This window comes from Streptomyces sp. Go-475 (assembly GCF_003330845.1).
Classification (GTDB): Bacteria; Actinomycetota; Actinomycetes; order Streptomycetales; family Streptomycetaceae; genus Streptomyces.
The window spans coordinates 7,306,038-7,323,632 of the sequence record NZ_CP026121.1 but is presented as its reverse complement, the minus strand read 5'-3'; the positions used below and the strand labels follow the sequence as shown (position 1 = coordinate 7,323,632).

The 17,595-nt window shown below is 70.5% G+C and carries 16 protein-coding genes; 13 read left to right on the top strand and 3 right to left on the bottom strand.

Annotated features, from left to right (window positions below; genetic code table 11):
* Window positions 1–23: 23 nt before the first annotated feature.
* Window positions 24–467, bottom strand: a complete 444-nt coding sequence (locus C1703_RS33315; protein ID WP_114256317.1) for an SRPBCC family protein — start codon at window positions 465–467, stop codon at window positions 24–26.
* Window positions 468–637: 170 nt separating this feature from the next.
* Here C1703_RS33315 and C1703_RS33310 point away from each other — a divergent pair, with 170 nt between their 5' ends.
* The 4 genes from C1703_RS33310 to C1703_RS33295 all read left to right on the top strand — a co-directional run bounded on the left by C1703_RS33310 (window position 638) and on the right by C1703_RS33295 (window position 4,395).
* Window positions 638–1,678 carry an Rv2578c family radical SAM protein gene (locus C1703_RS33310; protein WP_114256316.1) on the top strand — a complete coding sequence of 347 codons (1,041 nt, stop codon included), beginning with the start codon at window positions 638–640 and terminating at the stop codon, window positions 1,676–1,678.
* Window positions 1,679–1,815: 137 nt separating this feature from the next.
* Entirely contained in the window at window positions 1,816–3,411 is a 1,596-nt protein-coding gene (locus tag C1703_RS33305) for an alpha/beta hydrolase (RefSeq protein ID WP_114256315.1), read from the top strand.
* Window positions 3,412–3,472: 61 nt separating this feature from the next.
* Window positions 3,473–3,871 (top strand): RidA family protein, encoded by a 399-nt coding sequence (locus tag C1703_RS33300; protein ID WP_114256314.1) that lies wholly within the window; start codon window positions 3,473–3,475, stop codon window positions 3,869–3,871.
* Window positions 3,868–4,395, top strand: a complete 528-nt coding sequence (locus C1703_RS33295; protein ID WP_114256313.1) for a GNAT family N-acetyltransferase — start codon at window positions 3,868–3,870, stop codon at window positions 4,393–4,395. Before C1703_RS33300 ends, C1703_RS33295 begins: the two co-directional genes overlap by 4 nt.
* 7 nt (window positions 4,396–4,402) lie before the next feature.
* Here C1703_RS33295 and C1703_RS33290 read toward each other — a convergent pair whose 3' ends face one another.
* Window positions 4,403–4,978: an adenylosuccinate lyase gene (locus C1703_RS33290; RefSeq protein ID WP_114256312.1), complete on the bottom strand. Its 576-nt coding sequence runs from the start codon at window positions 4,976–4,978 to the stop codon at window positions 4,403–4,405.
* Window positions 4,979–5,372: 394 nt separating this feature from the next.
* Here C1703_RS33290 and C1703_RS33285 point away from each other — a divergent pair, with 394 nt between their 5' ends.
* From C1703_RS33285 to pssA, 9 genes are all read left to right on the top strand, one after another.
* On the top strand, window positions 5,373–7,178 hold the full coding sequence (locus tag C1703_RS33285) for a 3-hydroxyacyl-CoA dehydrogenase (protein ID WP_114256311.1): 1,806 nt from the start codon (window positions 5,373–5,375) through the stop codon (window positions 7,176–7,178).
* 136 nt (window positions 7,179–7,314) lie between these two features.
* Window positions 7,315–8,124: a TetR family transcriptional regulator gene (locus C1703_RS33280; RefSeq protein ID WP_198678341.1), complete on the top strand. Its 810-nt coding sequence runs from the start codon at window positions 7,315–7,317 to the stop codon at window positions 8,122–8,124.
* Between the two features lie 381 nt (window positions 8,125–8,505).
* On the top strand, window positions 8,506–9,849 hold the full coding sequence (ccrA, locus tag C1703_RS33275; protein ID WP_114256309.1) for a crotonyl-CoA carboxylase/reductase: 1,344 nt from the start codon (window positions 8,506–8,508) through the stop codon (window positions 9,847–9,849).
* A 17-nt stretch (window positions 9,850–9,866) separates the two neighbouring features.
* On the top strand, window positions 9,867–11,915 hold the full coding sequence (locus C1703_RS33270; protein ID WP_114256308.1) for a protein meaA: 2,049 nt from the start codon (window positions 9,867–9,869) through the stop codon (window positions 11,913–11,915).
* On the top strand, window positions 11,912–12,874 hold the full coding sequence (locus tag C1703_RS33265) for a CoA ester lyase (protein WP_114256307.1): 963 nt from the start codon (window positions 11,912–11,914) through the stop codon (window positions 12,872–12,874). The genes C1703_RS33270 and C1703_RS33265 overlap by 4 nt, the downstream gene beginning before the upstream one ends.
* A 5-nt stretch (window positions 12,875–12,879) precedes the next feature.
* On the top strand, window positions 12,880–13,392 hold the full coding sequence (locus C1703_RS33260; protein ID WP_114256306.1) for a MaoC family dehydratase: 513 nt from the start codon (window positions 12,880–12,882) through the stop codon (window positions 13,390–13,392).
* Window positions 13,393–13,394: 2 nt separating this feature from the next.
* Window positions 13,395–14,600, top strand: a complete 1,206-nt coding sequence (locus C1703_RS33255; RefSeq protein ID WP_114256305.1) for an acyl-CoA dehydrogenase family protein — start codon at window positions 13,395–13,397, stop codon at window positions 14,598–14,600.
* A gap of 170 nt (window positions 14,601–14,770) precedes the next feature.
* Window positions 14,771–15,427: a phosphatidylserine decarboxylase gene (locus tag C1703_RS33250; RefSeq protein WP_114256304.1), complete on the top strand. Its 657-nt coding sequence runs from the start codon at window positions 14,771–14,773 to the stop codon at window positions 15,425–15,427.
* Between the two features lie 58 nt (window positions 15,428–15,485).
* Window positions 15,486–16,268: a CDP-diacylglycerol--serine O-phosphatidyltransferase gene (gene pssA, locus C1703_RS33245; protein ID WP_114257714.1), complete on the top strand. Its 783-nt coding sequence runs from the start codon at window positions 15,486–15,488 to the stop codon at window positions 16,266–16,268.
* A gap of 78 nt (window positions 16,269–16,346) precedes the next feature.
* Here the strand turns inward: pssA and C1703_RS33240 are convergent, their stop codons facing one another.
* On the bottom strand, window positions 16,347–17,465 hold the full coding sequence (locus C1703_RS33240) for a glycerate kinase (RefSeq protein WP_114257713.1): 1,119 nt from the start codon (window positions 17,463–17,465) through the stop codon (window positions 16,347–16,349).
* Between the last annotated feature and the right edge of the window lie 130 nt (window positions 17,466–17,595).

Below are 17,595 nucleotides of genomic sequence, written 5' to 3'. Positions count from 1 at the left end.
AGGGATCCGGGCCTTGGGAGCGGCTACTTCTCGACCTCGGCGGCGAGCCTGGCGAGCACCGCGTCGTAGATCCGGCCGAGCCCCTTGGGCGCGAACGTCTTCTCGAAGAAGCCGCCGATGCCGCCCGCGCCGGTCCAGGTGGTGGTCACGACGACGCGGGACTTGCCCTCCCCGGCCGGGGTGACCCGCCAGGTGGTGACCATGGAGGAGTTGCGGTCCTTCTCGACCAGCTCGCCGTCGGTGGGCTCGGTGACCTCCAGCAGGCAGTCGCGCACGCGCTTGCTGGTGGCCTGGAGCCGCCAGTGGACGAGGGTGCCCTCGCCGTCGCCGCCCTCCCGGACCTCGTACTCGCTGAACTGCTCGGGCAGCAGCTTCGCGCGCGTGCCGCTGTAGTCGGCGAGGGCGTCGAACACCGTCTCCGCGTCCGCCGCGACGATCCGCTCCGTAGTGGCTTCGACCTGCGCCATCGCTTTCCTCCAGGACATGGTTGCTCGGGGGTCGGGGCAAGCCAACCACCCCGCCGCCCGGCCGCCCAAATCGGGGGGGCCCAACCCGGTCGAACACGTTCGGAAAACACCCTCGCACGATCAAGGGAACATGTGTTCTATTCTGTGGGCAGTGCTACCGAGGAGGCGTCATGCGCTGGGAGAACCTCGCAGTGGACTCCGAACACAGCCGGGCCGATGCCGCGCTGTTCGGCGCGGACGCGGTGACGACCCGCACCTTCGACACGCCGGAGTTCGCCGGGATCACGTTCCACGAGATCCGGGCCCGCTCGATCATCAACCGGGTGCCGGCGGTCTCCCGGATGTCGTTCCAGTGGACGGTCAACCCCTACCGGGGCTGCACGCACGCGTGCGTGTACTGCTTCGCGCGCAAGACGCACAGCTACCTCGACCTCGACACGGGACTCGGCTTCGACAGCCAGATCGTCGTCAAGATCAACGCCCCGGAGCTGCTGCGCCGGCAGCTCGGCTCGCACCGCTGGCAGGGCGAGCACATCGCGATGGGCACGAACGTCGACTGCTACCAGCGCGCCGAGGGCCGCTACCGCCTGATGCCGGGCATCATCTCGGCCCTGCGCGACCACGCGAACCCCTTCTCGATCCTGACCAAGGGCACGCTGATCCTTCGCGATCTGGACCTGATCAGGCAGGCCGCCGAGGTGACCGACGTGGGCATCTCCGTCTCGGTCGGCTTCACCGACCAGGAGCTGTGGCGCACCGTCGAGCCGGGCACGCCCGCGCCGGAGCGGCGCCTCGAGGTCGTGCGGACCTTCGGCGAGCACGGCATCGGCTGCGGTGTGCTGATGGCGCCGGTGATCCCGTTCCTGAGCGACCAGCCGGCCCAACTGCGCGCCACCGTACGGGCGATTGCGGCCTCGGGCGCCACGTCCGTCACGCCCCTGGTGCTGCACCTGCGGCCCGGCGCCCGCGAGTGGTTCATGACCTGGCTGGGACAGCACCACCCGCACCTGGTGCCGCGCTACGAGCGGCTGTACGCGGAGGGCTCCTACGCCCCGAAGTGGTACCAGCGCCGGATCACCCGTCAGGTGCACGAACTGGCCGAGGAGTACGGCATCGGACCCACGCGCGCGGGGATGCCGCGGCGGATCCGGCCCCCCGAGCCGGCAAAGGAGCCGCCGGTGTCCGGGCCGACCCAACTCTCGCTCATTTAGGAGCATACGAGCGCATCCGAAGATCCAACTGGGTCATCAATTTGACGGAATGAGTTCTTCCGGGACCGCTTTCCGGGACGATGCGGCGAGGACGGTGACCCTCGCGGCCCGACATCCCGCCGTCCTGGGAGGACTCCATGAGAAAACGCGCAGCCGCGCTGTGCGGCGCCGCCGTCGTCATGGCCGGGGCCTTCACGGCCGTTCCCGCCGAGGCGAACGCACCCGGCACCGCCGGCTCCGTACAGACCGCGAAGCTCACCTGGAAGAACTGCGCCACCGACAACTACCCGACGCTGCAGTGCGCGTCGCTGAAGGTGCCGCTCGACCACCGCAGGCCGCACGGGAAGCAGATCACCCTCGCCCTGTCCCGCGTCCCGCACACCGCCAAGACCTACCAGGGCCCGCTCCTGGTCAACCCGGGCGGTCCCGGCGGCAGCGGTCTGACGCTCGCCGGGTTCGTCGCGTCCGCGCTGCCGAAGGAGGTCGCGGCCCAGTACGACGTCATCGGCTTCGACCCGCGCGGCGTGGGAGCGAGCGAGCCCGCCCTGGACTGCAAGCCGGGCCACTTCGCCCCGGTCCGCCCGAACTCGCTGCCCAGCACGCCCGCGATCGAGAAGGCCAACCTCGACCGCGCCAAGTCCTTCGCCGCCGCCTGCGGCGAGAAGTACGGGCACCTGCTGCCGTACGTCAACACCACGAGCGCCGTACGGGACATGGACGCGATCCGGCAGGCCCTGGGCGCGAAGAAGATCAACTACTTCGGCTACTCGTACGGCACCTACCTGGGCGCGGTCTACGCCAAGTTCTTCCCGGAGCGGGTGCGCCGCCTGGTCCTGGACTCGGTGGTCGACCCCACGGACGTCTGGTACGAGGCCAACCTCAACCAGGACGTGGCCTTCAACGACCGCCACCGCGCCTTCCTGGCCTGGGTCGCCGAGCACGACGCGACGTACCGGCTCGGCACCGATCCGGAGAAGGTCGAGGCCAAGTGGTACGCGATGCGGTCCGCCGTGGCGAAGAAGCCGGCCGGCGGCTCGGTGGGCGCCTCGGAGCTGGAGGACACCTTCATCCCGGGCGGCTACTACAACGGCTACTGGCCGGACCTGGCGGAGGCGTTCGCGGCGTACGTGAACGACAAGGACCCCGAGCCGCTGGTCGACGCGTACGAAAACTTCGGCGCGGTGGACGCCTCCGGCGACAACGGCTACAGCATCTACACCTCGGTGCAGTGCCGGGACGTCGGCTGGCCGCGCGACTGGCGGCAGTGGCGCAAGGACAACTGGGCGGTGCACGAGAAGGCACCGTTCATGACCTGGAACAACGCCTGGTACAACGCGCCGTGCGCGTTCTGGCCGACGGACTCGCTGCGCCCGGTGAACGTCGCCAACGGCAAGCTGCCGCCCGTGCTGCTGTTCCAGGCGACCGGCGACGCGGCCACCCCGTACCAGGGCGGCGTCACCGTCCACCACCTGCTGGCCCGCTCCAGCCTGGTGGTCGAGGAGGGCGGCGGCAACCACGGCATCACGCTGAGCGGCAACGCCTGCCTGGACAAGCACCTGGCGGCGTACCTGACCGACGGCACCGTGCCGCGCGGGTACGGCGAGGCGGACGCGGTGTGCGCGGCGCTGCCGGACCCGAAGCCGGCGGCGTCGGCCGAGGGGCCCTCGGCGAAGGCCGGGTCGGCCTCCGCGAAGGGCTCGACGCTGCACGGCCTGCTCGGCTTCCGCGGCTGAGCGGTTGACGGCCCGTCCGTCGGGGGCGGGCCCTGTCAGACCCATGGTCCACCATGGACCCATGAGTGAGCTGACGAGGATCCCCGCCCCCGCCGGAGTGGCCGCCGCGGCCCAGTACAGCCACGTGGTCATGGGCACGGGCCGTTTCGTGGCGGTCTCCGGTCAGCTCGCGCTCGACGAGCGGGGCGAACCGGTCGGCGAGGGCGACCCGGCGGCACAGGCCCGCCAGGTCTTCGAGAACCTCCGGCGCTGCCTGGCCGCCGCCGGGGCGACCTTCGACGACGTCGTCAAACTGACCTATTTCGTCACGGACATGGCCCACATGCCCGCGATCCGGGCCGCCCGCGCCGAGCACATACCCGACGACCGGCTGCCGGCGGCGTCGGCGGTGCGGGTCGCGGGGCTGGTCCGCCCCGAGTTCCTGCTGGAGGTCGAGGCGTTCGCGGTGGTGGCGGAATGAACGGTCTCCGGATCCGGGAGATGACGCTCGCCGACTGCGACCGCGTCGCGGAGATCCGCGTCCGCGGCTGGCAGACCGCCTACCGGGGCCTGATCCCGCAGCCGTACCTGGACGGACTCAGCGTCGCGGCGGACGCCGAGCGGCGGCGCGCGCGTCTCGCGCGGTCCGACGGCAGTGTGCGGAACCTGGTCGCCGAGGACACCGCGGGCGAAGTCATCGGCTGGTCGTGCCACGGCCCCTACCGGGACGGCGAAGTTCTCACCGAAGACGCCGAGTTGTACGCCCTTTACGTCCATCCGGAGCAGGTGGGACGAGGCGCGGGGCGGGCGCTGCTCGCCGAGTCGGTCGCGCGCTGCGCCGCCGCGGGCCACGGCCGTGTGCTCCTGTGGGTGCTCAAGGAGAACGCCCGGGCCCGCCGCTTCTACGAACGGGCGGGCTTCCGCGCGGACGGCACCGAGGAGCCCTTCGCGGTGGCCGGGGCCGAGGTCCCGGAGGTGCGGTACGCGAAGGGACTCCCCGACTGACGAGTCCTCACCGCTGCCTCGGGATCCGCCCCAGCGCCCGCACCGCCGCCTCGGCGAGCGCCGGATGCGCCAGGGCCTCGTTCAGCACCGGTCTGGCCCGGCCGTCCCCGAGCGCGCCCAGTCCGTCCACGCAGGCGAGGGCCACACGGCGGTACGGGTCGTGCGGGCGCAGCCGGCGCTGCAGGGTGGTGATCAGCGCGGGTACGGCCTCGGGGGCACGCAGCTCGACCAGGAGCCGCACGGGGTGCAGGGCGTAGGCGACGCGCAGCTCGTTGGTGGCGAGGGCGGCGGCCGCGCGGGCGGTGCGCGGGTCGCCGAGCCGGGCCAGTGCGTACGCGGCGGAGGCGCAGCGCGGTGGATCGCGGTGGTTGAGCAGCAGCACCAGGGCCTCGAAGGCCCGCCGGTCCCCCGCGAGACCGAGCCGGAACGCGGCCAGCTCCCGCGCCCAGAGCGGTTGCCCGGGTTCGGTCAGCACCGCCGCCAGGGCGTCGAGGTCGTCGGTCGCCACGAGCCGCTCGAACGCGGGCGACGCCCCCGACTCCTGCCGTAAGCGCTCCGTGAGTGATCGCAACTCTTCGTCCATGACTGAGAGGTTAGGCGGGCCGCGAGCCGCGCGGGACGTACATCACAAACACGGGGACTGGCGCGCTCGTTACCCGCCAGTTAAGCTCAGACGAGCGAGTTACCCACTCGCATTCCTCGCGGTGGTCTGGTGACGCGGCCACCGTGAGAGCAGTCGGTTCGGTGCCTCAGGTACCGCAGTACGGCTCGGCCCCGGGACAGGGCCGGTCGGAACGGCCGATGCTCTCCGGGCGTGTGCACGCCCGTGGAGACGGCACCGGGCGTGTGCGCTCGCAGCCCGGCCCACACCCACACTTCACACGCACCCGGTGCGCCCGGCGTCCGGCTTCCCGCCGGCCGTCTTCGGCGCACCCGGGCGGCGTTCCCCGTCGTCACCCTCATCCTGGAGTCCCGCGATGGCCACTCCCCTTTCCGACCCGTCCCTGTCCCCGCTGCGGACCGTCGCCGTCGTCGGCCTCGGCACGATGGGCACCGGCATCGCCGAGGTCCTCGCCAAGGCCGGCCGCGAGGTCGTCGGCATCGACATCAGCGAGGCCCAGGCCGCGAAGTGCGTCGCCGCCCTGGAGGCCTCCACGGCCCGTGGCGTCGAGCGCGGGCGGCTGACCGAGCAGGAGCGCGCCGAGATCCTGGGCCGCGTCCGCACCTCCGCCGACCTGCGGGCGGCGGCCGACGCCGACCTGGTCATCGAGGTCGCGCCGGAGTCGTACGAGGTCAAGCAGCAGATCTTCCGGGAGCTCGACGGGATCGTGCGCCCCGAGACCATCCTGGCGACCGGCACCAACGCCCTGTCCGTCACCCGGCTGGCCGCCGACTCGGCGCGTCCCGAGCGGGTGCTGGGCCTGCACTTCTTCAACCCGGCCCCGGCGATGCGCCTGGTCGAGGTCGTCTCCTCGGTGCTGACCGCCCCGGCGGCCGTCACGGCGGTCACCGACCTCGCGCTCGACCTGGGCAAGGAGCCCGTCGCGGTCGGCGACCGGCCCGGTTTCGTCGCCGACGGCCTGCTGTTCGGCTACCTGAACCAGGCCGCCGCGATGTACGAGGCGAAGTACGCCTCCCGCGAGGACATCGACGCCGCGATGCGGCTCGGCTGCGGTCTGCCCATGGGTCCGCTGGCGCTGCTCGACCTGATCGGCGTCGACACCGCCCGCACGGTCCTGGAGGCCATGTACGCCGCCTCCCGCGACCGGCTGCACGCCCCCGCGCCCATCCTCAAGCAGCTCAGCGAAGCGGGTCTGACCGGCCGCAAGGCGGGGCGCGGTTTCTACACGTACGAGGCGCCGGGCAGCGGCACGGTCGTGCCGGACGCGCTCACCCCGCAGGAGGGCGGCGACACGGTCGCCGGCCGCACGGTCCGCTCGGTCGGTGTCGCCGGCTCCGGGACGATGGCCTCCGGTATCGCCGAGGTCTTCGCCAAGGCCGGGTACGAGGTCGTGCTGGCGGCCCGCAGCGAGGAGAAGGCGCAGGCCGCCAAGGCCCGGATCGGCAAGTCCCTGGCCCGCTCGGTCGACAAGGGCCGGATGACCGCCGAGGCCGCCGCCGAGACCCTGGACCGCATCACCGCCACGGGCACGTACGACGACTTCGCGGACGTGGACCTGGCCGTCGAGGCGGTCGCCGAGGACCTGGAGGTCAAGCGGCAGCTGTTCGCCGCGCTGGACAAGGTCTGCAAGCCGGGCGCGGTCCTGGCCACCACCACCTCGTCCCTGCCGGTCGTCGCCTGCGCCCGGGCCACCGCGCGTCCGCAGGACGTGATCGGCATGCACTTCTTCAACCCGGCGCCGGCCATGAAGCTGGTCGAGGTCGTCCGGACGGTGCTGACCGCCGACGACGTCCACGCGACGGTCCGCGAGGTCTGCGGCAGGATCAGGAAGCACGCCGTCGACTGCGGGGACCGCGCCGGTTTCATCGTGAACGCGCTGCTGTTCCCGTACCTGAACAACGCGATCAAGATGGTCCAGGAGCACTACGCGTCCCTCGACGACATCGACGCGGCGATGAAGCTGGGCGGCGGCTACCCGATGGGCCCGTTCGAGTTGCTGGACGTCGTCGGGCTGGACGTCTCGCTCGCCATCGAGAAGGTCCTGCACCGCGAGTTCCGCGACCCGGGCCTCGCCCCGGCGCCCCTGCTGGAGCACCTGGTGGCCGCGGGCTGCCTCGGCCGCAAGACCGGCCGTGGTTTCCGCGAATATGCCAAGCGCTGAGCGTCCCGGCGACTGGTTCCGGTCCGGCTCCGAGTGGGGCGGCCTGCTCGGCCCGGACCGGTTCCCGCCCCCCTCCGGAGGGGGCGGAGAACCAGGTCATGCGCACCGAGCTGCGCACATGGAGTACGTTCAGGGCATGTCCCAGCCCGCCAAGTCCGCACGTACACCAGCTACGACCGACGCGCCGGAGAGTGCCGCAGGCTCCCGTGCCGCCGCCCAGCGGCTCAAGATGCGCCGGGAACTGGCGGCCGCCGCGATGGAGCTGTTCGCGACCAAGGGGTACGAGGCGACCACCGTCGACGAGATCGCGGCCCAGGCCGGGGTCGCGCGCCGCACCTTCTTCCGCCACTTCCGCTCCAAGGAAGAGGCGATCTTCCCCGACCACGACGACACCCTGATCCGCGCCGAGGCGGTACTCAACGCCGCGCCCGCGCACGAGCATCCGCTCGACACGGTGTGCCGCGGCATCAAGGAAGTCATGCGGATGTACGCGGCCCGGCCGGAGATCTCGGTCGCCCGCTACAAGCTGACCCGCGAGGTGCCCACCCTGCGCGAGGCGGAGATCGCGTCGGTGGCCCGCTACGAGCGCCTGTTCACCCGCTACCTCCTCGGCCACTTCGACGAGCGCGCGCACGCCGACGACGCCAACGACGACCCGCTGCTGGCGGAGGTGGCCGCCTCCGCGGTCGTCACCGCCCACAACCACGTGCTGCGGCGCTGGCTGAGGGCCGGCGGGCAGGGGGACGTGGAGGCGCAGCTGGACCACGCCTTCGCGATCGTGCGCAAGACCTTCGGCTCGGGCATCGGGGCCGGGCGCTCCACGGAACCGCAGCCGGCCGTCGCCACGGCCTCGGCGCAGGGCGAGGTGCTGGTGACGGTCGCCCGCACCGACGCCCCTCTGGACGAGGTCATGCGGACGATCGAGCAGGCCCTCAAGGAGCGCTGAGCCTCTTCCAGCTGTGTGATGACGGCCACCCCACGGGGTGGCCGTTTTGGCATGTCAGGGGCCGTTTTGCAGGCCCTTGAAGCGGCCATTCGATCGATCATCGCTCATTTGTTACGTAAAGATTTCATCTGAGAGCAAGTTCTGGCACTCAGTGCCTTGCGGGGTGACACGCGGTGTCATACGTTGAAGAGGTCCGGGCGACGTCCCAACGGGCCTCGCGCCCGTCCGCCCCGGACGCCTGCGTCACAGGCAACCTCCCGCGCCACCAGCGCTGCCGAACAGCACCACCGCCGAACCGACGGCACACCCTCGAACCCTCAGCAGCACCGACGTACCCATCGGCGCCCCTCCCTCAGGGCGCTCACCGCCGGAGGCAACACCGTGACCGTGAAGGACATCCTGGCCGCGATCCAGTCGCCCGACTCCACGTCGGAGGACTTCGCCGCCCTCCCGCTGCCCGAGTCGTACCGCGCGATCACCGTGCACAAGGACGAGACGGAGATGTTCTCCGGGCTCGCCACGCGCGACAAGGACCCCCGCAAGTCGATCCACCTGGACGAGGTGCCGCTGCCCGAGCTGGGCCCGGGAGAGGCCCTGGTGGCCGTCATGGCCTCCTCGGTCAACTACAACTCGGTGTGGACGTCGATCTTCGAGCCGCTGTCCACCTTCGGCTTCCTGGAGCGCTACGGCCGCACCAGCGAGCTGGCCAAGCGCCACGACCTGCCGTACCACATCATCGGCTCGGACCTCGCGGGCGTCGTCCTGCGCACCGGCCCGGGCGTCAACGCCTGGCGGCCCGGTGACGAGGTCGTCGCGCACTGCCTCTCCGTCGAGCTGGAGTCCAGCGACGGGCACAACGACACGATGCTCGACCCGGAGCAGCGCATCTGGGGCTTCGAGACGAACTTCGGCGGCCTCGCCGAGATCGCGCTGGTCAAGTCCAACCAGCTGATGCCCAAGCCCGACCACCTCAGCTGGGAGGAGGCCGCCGCTCCCGGCCTGGTCAACTCCACCGCCTACCGGCAGCTGGTCTCCCGCAACGGCGCCGCCATGAAGCAGGGCGACAACGTGCTCATCTGGGGCGCGAGCGGCGGACTCGGCAGCTACGCGACGCAGTTCGCGCTGGCCGGCGGCGCCAACCCCATCTGTGTGGTGAGCAGTCCCCAGAAGGCGGAGATCTGCCGGTCGATGGGCGCCGAGGCGATCATCGACCGCAACGCCGAGGGCTACAAGTTCTGGAAGGACGAGAACACCCAGGACCCCAAGGAGTGGAAGCGCTTCGGCAAGCGCATCCGCGAACTCACCGGCGGCGAGGACATCGACATCGTCTTCGAGCACCCCGGCCGCGAGACCTTCGGCGCGAGTGTCTTCGTCACCCGCAAGGGCGGCACCATCACCACCTGCGCCTCGACCTCGGGCTACATGCACGAGTACGACAACCGCTACCTGTGGATGTCGCTGAAGCGGATCATCGGCTCGCACTTCGCCAACTACCGCGAGGCCTGGGAGGCCAACCGGCTCATCGCGAAGGGCAAGATCCACCCGACCCTGTCCAAGGTGTACTCCCTGGAGGACACCGGCCAGGCGGCCTACGACGTGCACCGCAACCTGCACCAGGGCAAGGTCGGCGTGCTGTGCATGGCCCCCGAGGAGGGCCTGGGCGTGCGCGACGAGGCGAAGCGCGCGCAGCACATCGACGCCATCAACCGCTTCCGCAACATCTGAGACACCCGGGGTCATAGATGACTGAGCGTCAGCCCGCCGACGGCAGGCGGGAGAAGGACCGGCCGTGGCTCATGCGCACCTACGCCGGTCACTCCACGGCCGAGGCGTCCAACGAGCTGTACCGGCGCAACCTCGCCAAGGGCCAGACGGGTCTGTCGGTGGCGTTCGACCTGCCGACGCAGACCGGCTACGACTCCGACCACATCCTCGCCCGCGGCGAGGTGGGCCGGGTCGGCGTGCCGATCGCGCACGTCGGTGACATGCGCCGGCTGTTCCAGGACATCCCCCTGGAGCAGATGAACACCTCGATGACCATCAACGCCACGGCCATGTGGCTGCTGGCGCTCTACCAGGTCGTCGCCGAGGAGCAGGGCGCCGACATCACCAAGCTCCAGGGCACGACCCAGAACGACATCGTCAAGGAGTACCTGTCCCGGGGGACGCACGTCTTCCCCCCGGGGCCCTCCCTCCGCCTGACGACGGACATGATCGCGTACACGGTCTCCCACATCCCGAAGTGGAACCCCATCAACATCTGCAGCTACCACCTGCAGGAGGCGGGCGCCACGCCGGTCCAGGAGATCGCGTACGCGATGTCCACCGCGATCGCCGTCCTCGACGCCGTGCGCGACTCCGGCCAGGTGCCGCAGGAGCGCATGGGCGATGTCGTCGGCCGCATCTCGTTCTTCGTGAACGCGGGCGTCCGCTTCATCGAGGAGATGTGCAAGATGCGCGCCTTCGGCCGCATCTGGGACAAGATCACCCGTGAGCGGTACGGCATCGAGAACCCCAAGCACCGCCGCTTCCGCTACGGCGTCCAGGTCAACTCGCTCGGCCTGACGGAGGCGCAGCCGGAGAACAACGTCCAGCGGATCGTGCTGGAGATGCTGGCCGTCACCCTCTCCAAGGACGCACGCGCGCGTGCCGTGCAGCTGCCCGCCTGGAACGAGGCCCTGGGCCTGCCCCGCCCCTGGGACCAGCAGTGGTCGCTGCGCATCCAGCAGGTGCTGGCGTACGAGAGCGACCTGCTGGAGTACGACGACATCTTCGAGGGCTCGAAGGTCATCGAGGAGAAGGTCGAGGGCCTGGTCGAGGCGGCGCTCGCCGAGATGGAGCGCATCGAGGAGATGGGCGGCGCGATGGCGGCCGTCGAGTCCGGCTACCTCAAGTCGCAGCTGGTCTCCTCGCACGCCGAGCGGCGGGGCCGGATCGAGTCCGGCCAGGAGAAGATCGTCGGCGTCAACATCTTCGAGGGCACCGAGCCGAACCCGCTCACCGCCGACCTGGACACCGCGATCCAGACGGTGGACCCGGAGGTCGAGGCCCGGGTCATCGAGGCGCTCCAGCAGTGGCGCGACAGCCGCTACCAGCCGCCCTTCAACCACCCGCGGCCCTGCAAGGCCCTGGAGCGGCTGAAGGAGGCCGCGCGCGGCACGGAGAACCTCATGGAGGCCACCCTGGAGTGCGCCCGCGCCGGCGCGACGACCGGCGAGTGGGCCGGGGCCCTGCGCGAGGTGTTCGGCGAGTTCCGGGCGCCCACGGGCGTCTCCTCCGCGCCGGTGGCCGTGCCCGCCGAGGAGGGCAGCACGCTCGCCCTGGTGCGGCGCAAGGTGGAGCTGACGGCCAAGGACCTGGGCGTGGGCAAGCTGCGCTTCCTGGTCGGCAAGCCGGGCCTGGACGGGCACTCCAACGGCGCCGAGCAGATCGCGGTCCGCGCGCGGGACGCCGGCTTCGAGGTGGTCTACCAGGGCATCCGGCTGACGCCCGAGCAGATCGTGGACGCGGCCCTCGCCGAGGACGTGCACGCGGTCGGCCTGTCCATCCTGTCCGGCTCGCACGCCCAGCTGGTGCCGGACGTCCTCGAACGGCTCCGTGTGGCCGGTGCCACAGATATACCCGTGATCGCCGGTGGCATCATCCCGAACGGTGATGCCGAGCAGCTCAGGGCAGCCGGAGTGGCCGCGGTCTTCACCCCGAAGGACTTCGACATCACCGGAATCATCGGCCGCATCGTCGACGAGATCCGGAAAGCGAACCAGCTCGACCCCCTGGAGGTCCCCGCATGACCACGGTCAACCGCCTTCGCCCCCGGCGTTCCTGCCTGGCGGTACCGGGCTCGAACCCGCGCTTCCTGGAGAAGGCCCAGGGCCTCCCGGCGGACCAGGTCTTCCTCGACCTGGAGGACGCCTGCGCCCCGCTCGCCAAGCCCGAGGCGCGGCACACCATCGTGAAGTTCCTCAACGAGGGCGACTGGACGGGCAAGACGCGCGTGGTCCGGGTCAACGACTGGACGACCGAATGGACGTACCGCGACGTCGTCACGGTCGTCGAGGGCGCCGGCCAGAACCTCGACTGCATCATGCTGCCGAAGGTCCAGGACGCCCAGCAGATCGTCGCCCTGGACCTCCTGCTGACCCAGATCGAGAAGACGATGGGCTTCGAGGTCGGCAAGATCGGCATCGAGGCGCAGATCGAGAACGCGCAGGGCCTGAACAACGTCAACGAGATCGCGCGGGCCTCCCAGCGCGTCGAGACGATCATCTTCGGCCCGGCCGACTTCATGGCCTCGATCAACATGAAGTCGCTGGTCGTCGGCGAGCAGCCGCCCGGCTACCCGGCGGACGCCTACCACTACATCCTGATGAAGATCCTGATGGCCGCCCGCGCCAACAATCTCCAGGCGATCGACGGCCCCTACCTGCAGATCCGCAACGTCGACGGCTACCGCGAGGTCGCGCAGCGCGCCGCCGCGCTCGGCTTCGACGGCAAGTGGGTGCTGCACCCGGGCCAGGTCGAGGCGTCCAACGAGATCTTCTCGCCGTCGCAGGAGGACTACGACCACGCCGAGCTGATCCTGGACGCGTACGAGTACTACACGTCCGAGGCGGGCGGCAAGAAGGGCTCCGCGATGCTCGGCGACGAGATGATCGACGAGGCCAGCCGCAAGATGGCCCTGGTCATCGCGGGCAAGGGCCGCGCCGCCGGCATGCGGCGCACCAGCACGTTCGAGATCCCGGAGGCCTGAGCGCGATGCAGTTCGGACGCACCTACGAGGAGTTCGAGGTCGGCGCGACGTACAAGCACTGGCCGGGCAAGACGGTCACGGAGTACGACGACCACCTGTTCTGTCTCCTCACCATGAACCACCACCCGCTCCACATGGACACGAACTATGCGGAGAAGACGACGGACTTCGGCAAGAACGTCGTCGTCGGGAACTACATCTACTCCCTGCTGCTCGGCATGTCCGTGCCGGACATCTCCGGCAAGGCCATCGCCAACCTGGAGATCGAGTCGCTGAAGCACGTGGCGCCGACCTTCCACGGCGACACGATCTACGGCCAGACGACCGTGCTCGACAAGTGGCCGTCGAAGTCGAAGAGCGACCGCGGCATCGTGCACGTCGAGACCAAGGGCTACAAGCAGGACGGCACGCTCGTCTGCGTGTTCCGCCGCAAGGTGATGGTGCCGACCGAGACGTACATCAAGGAGCGCGGCGGCGAGCAGCCCGGCCGCCCGGAGCTGCGAGAGCAGGAGAAGTAGCCATGGCGCGACTCGCCCAGACCGCCGGTCTGACGGACGTCCAGCAGGAGATCCTGTCCACCGTCCGCGACTTCGTGGACAAGGAGATCATCCCGGTCGCGACCGAGCTGGAGCACCGTGACGAGTACCCGCAGCAGATCGTCGACGGGCTGAAGGAGTTGGGCCTGTTCGGCCTGATGATCCCCGAGGAGTACGGGGGGCTGGGCGAGTCGCTCCTGACGTACGCGCTGTGCGTGGAGGAGATCGCCCGCGGGTGGATGTCGGTGTCCGGCATCATCAACACCCACTTCATCGTGGCGTACATGCTCAAGCAGCACGGCACGCAGGAGCAGAAGGACCACTTCCTGCCGAGGATGGCGGCCGGCGACATCCGGGGCGCCTTCTCGATGTCGGAGCCGGGCCTCGGCTCGGACGTCTCGGCGATCACGTCGAAGGCGGTGAGGGACGGCGACGAGTACGTCCTGAACGGCCAGAAGATGTGGCTCACGAACGGCGGAACGTCGTCCCTGGTGGCCGTTCTGGTGCGAAGTGACGAAGGTCACCCCGAGGGCACCGCGCCCCACAAGTCGATGACGACCTTCCTCGTGGAGAAGGAGCCCGGCTTCGGCGAGGTCCGCCCCGGCCTCACCATCCCCGGCAAGATCGACAAGATGGGGTACAAGGGGGTCGACACCACCGAACTCATCATGGATGGCCTGCGGATTCCTGCGGATCGTGTGCTCGGCGGGGTCACCGGCCGTGGTTTCTACCAGATGATGGACGGCGTCGAGGTCGGCCGCGTCAACGTGGCGGCGCGTGGCTGCGGCGTCGCTCAGCGTGCGTTCGAACTGGGCGTCCAGTACGCGCAGCAGCGTCACACCTTCGGGAAGCCGATCGCCCAGCACCAGGCGATCCAGTTCAAGCTGGCCGAGATGGCTACCAAGGTCGAGGCCGCGCATGCGATGATGGTGAACGCAGCACGCAAAAAGGACTCCGGGGAGCGAAACGACCTCGAGGCTGGGATGGCGAAGTACCTCGCCTCCGAGTACTGCAAGGAGGTCGTCGAAGACGCCTTCCGGATCCACGGCGGCTACGGCTTCTCCAAGGAGTACGAGATCGAACGCCTCTACCGCGAGGCGCCGATGCTGCTCATCGGTGAAGGTACCGCCGAGATCCAGAAAATGATCATCGGCAGGCGACTGCTCGAAGAGTATCGATTCCAGGGCTAGATGTCCGGATACGGGGTGTTTTCTTGGAGAAGAAGATCACACCCCGTCAGCACTCTTCGGACGCCGACTCGGCTGCCTGGCTTACCCAGTTAGGGCCCCGAGCCGCTACGATCGCCGGAAAGCCGCCGTCCCCCGTCAGAGTGCGGCATCATCCGCTACGAAGGTCATCCATGCCCCACAGCCAAACCTCTGCACCTCGCGACAGCCGGGCCGGCGTACGCCTCGCGCGCGGAGCATCGCCGTGGCTCCTTCCGACCGTCGCCACCGCAGCCCTCAGCCTGGCCCGGGCCCGCCGCTCCGGCGCCGCCAAGGCCGTCGCCGTTCCCGCCACCGCGCTCGCGGCGGGAATGCTGTGGTTCTTCCGCGACCCCGAGCGCGAGATCGCCCAGGGCCGGGTCATCTCGCCCGCCGACGGTGTGGTGCAGAGCATCATGCCGTGGAAGGACGGCCGCACCCGCGTCGCGATCTTCATGAGCCCGCTCAACGTCCACGTGAACCGCGCCCCGCTGGCCGGCACCGTGACGTCGGTCGAGCACATCCCCGGTGGCTTCGTTCCCGCCTTCAACAAGGAGAGCGAGAACAACGAGCGCGTCGTCTGGCACTTCGACACCGAGCTCGGCGACATCGAGATGATCCAGATCGCCGGCGCGGTCGCCCGCCGCATCGTCCCCTACGTGCCCGAGGGCACCAAGGTCGAGCAGGGCGAGCGGATCGGCCTGATCCGCTTCGGCTCGCGGGTCGACCTCTACCTGCCCGAGGGCGTGGAGGTCGCGGTCGAGGTGGGGCAGAAGACCGTGGCTGGGGTGACTCGCATTGACCGTGATTGATCCTGACACCAAGGCCGGCTGGGTCCCGGACGCCGACGAGGTCGACGAAGAGGAGGAGATGCCCCTCTCTCTGCGCCTGTCGATAGCGGACACCCTGACGCTCGGCAACGCCACGTGCGGCTTCATGGCGGTGTACTTCACCACCACCGGCATCCTGATCCCGGACCTCATGGGCAGCCAGGAATCCGGCATGGCGCGCAGCAGCGCGGCCACGGCGGTCATCCTGATGCTCTGCGCGGCGGTCTTCGACCTGTTCGACGGCCTGGTGGCGCGCAAGCTGCGCTCCTCCCCCATGGGCGCCGAGCTGGACAACCTCTCCGACCTGATCAGCTTCGGCCTGGCCCCGGCGTACTTCGTCCTCGTCTACGGCATGGTGGCGGAGGGCGCGTACCAGCGGGTCGCCGCGGTCGGGGCGATCGTGGTGCTGCTGGCGGTGGTGCTACGGCTCGCGCGGTTCTCGTGCGTCACGGTCAAGGACGGCACCTTCCAGGGCATGCCGTCGCCGTTCGGCGCGCTGACAGTGGTGTCCATCGTGCTGCTGGAGCTGCCCTTCGTGGCGACGCTGCTGGCGATCCTGGGGACGGCGTGGCTGATGGTGAGCCGCGTGGAGTACCCGAAGCCGCGCGGCCGGCTCGCGGTGGCGATGCTGTCGTGGATCGTGGTGGGCATGGGCATGATGGCGGCCTGGGCGTTCGACGCCCCGAGCGGTCAGCTGCTGCTCCAGACGGGCTGTGCGCTGCAGCTGGTGATGGGGGCGGTGATTCCGCTGTTCGCGACGGCCCGGCGGGTGAACAACTTCCGTGACAACCGGCGCGAGGCGCGGGCGGCACAGCTTCCGTAACGACCGTACGACGAGGAAGGCCCCGAGCTGACAAGCTCGGGGCCTTCCTCGTGCCTGTGGCGACGGGGGCCGCCCGGCTCAGGTCAGGAAGTCCCTGGCGATGCGTTCCGCCACGCGTTCCAGGATCGGGCCCGCCTCCGCGATGCACTTCGCGACGTCCGGCTCCGCGTCCGTCAGGGGGTAGGCCCGGCGGATGCCCGCGCGGCCCAGGGCCTCCGGGGGCAGGGCGAGACGGCCACAGACCGCGACGACGTCCTTGCCGGCGGCACGGGCGGCGGCGGCGACACCGGCCGGGGCCTTGCCGTGGAGGGTCTGCTCGTCGAGGGAGCCCTCGCCGGTGATCACCAGCTCGGCGCGGTCCAGGGCGGGGGCGAAGCCCAGGACGTCGAGCATGACCTCGATGCCGGGGCGGAAACCGGCGCCCAGGAGCAGGGCGCCGTACCCGATGCCGCCGGCGGCGCCCGCGCCCGGGGCGGCCGCGTACTCGGCGGCCTTCGGGCCGGCCGGGCCCTCCAGCACCTCCGCGAAGTGCGCCAGGGCGGCGTCCAGGGCCGTCACGTCGTCCGGTGTGGCGCCCTTCTGCGGGCCGTAGACCGCGGGTGCGCCCTTCGGGCCGGTCAGGGGGTTGTCGACGTCGCTCGCGAGGATGAATTCGATCTCGCTGAGGCGCGGGTCGAGTCCCGACAGGTCCGCGGTCGCCAGCTCGGCGAGACCGCCGCCGCCCGGGGGCACCGGCTCCCCGTCGGCGTCCAGGAACCGGGCGCCCAGCGCCGACAGCATCCCGGCGCCGCCGTCCGTGGTGGCGCTGCCGCCGACCCCGAAGACGATCGTGCGGGCGCCCGCGTCCAGGGCGGCGCGCAGCAGCTCGCCGGAGCCGTACGTGGACGCCGTGAGCGGTGCGAAGACTCCGGCGGGCAGCCGCTGGAGGCCGCTGGCCTCGGCCATCTCCACGACCGCGGTGCCCTCGCGCAGCGCGAACGCCGCCGTCACCTCGTCGCCGAGGGGGCCGGCGACCCGCACCTCCCGGCGTTCGAACCCGGCCGCGACCGCCGCGGCCACGGTCCCGTCGCCGCCGTCGGCCACGGGCAGCGCCTCGACCTCCAGGTCCGGCACGACCCGGCGCAGCCCGGCCGTCACCCGCTCGGCGACCTCCACGGCCGTCAGCGACCCCTTGAACTTGTCCGCGGCGACGAGCACCCGCTGTGCCTGCCAGGTGCCGCTCACTGCAGCGTCCGCCACTTGCACTCCCCTTGCTCTCCGGGCCCTCACGCACGTCAAGGCCAGTCGCGCCGCTGCGACCTTAACCGCAGGACGCCCCGCCCGTCAG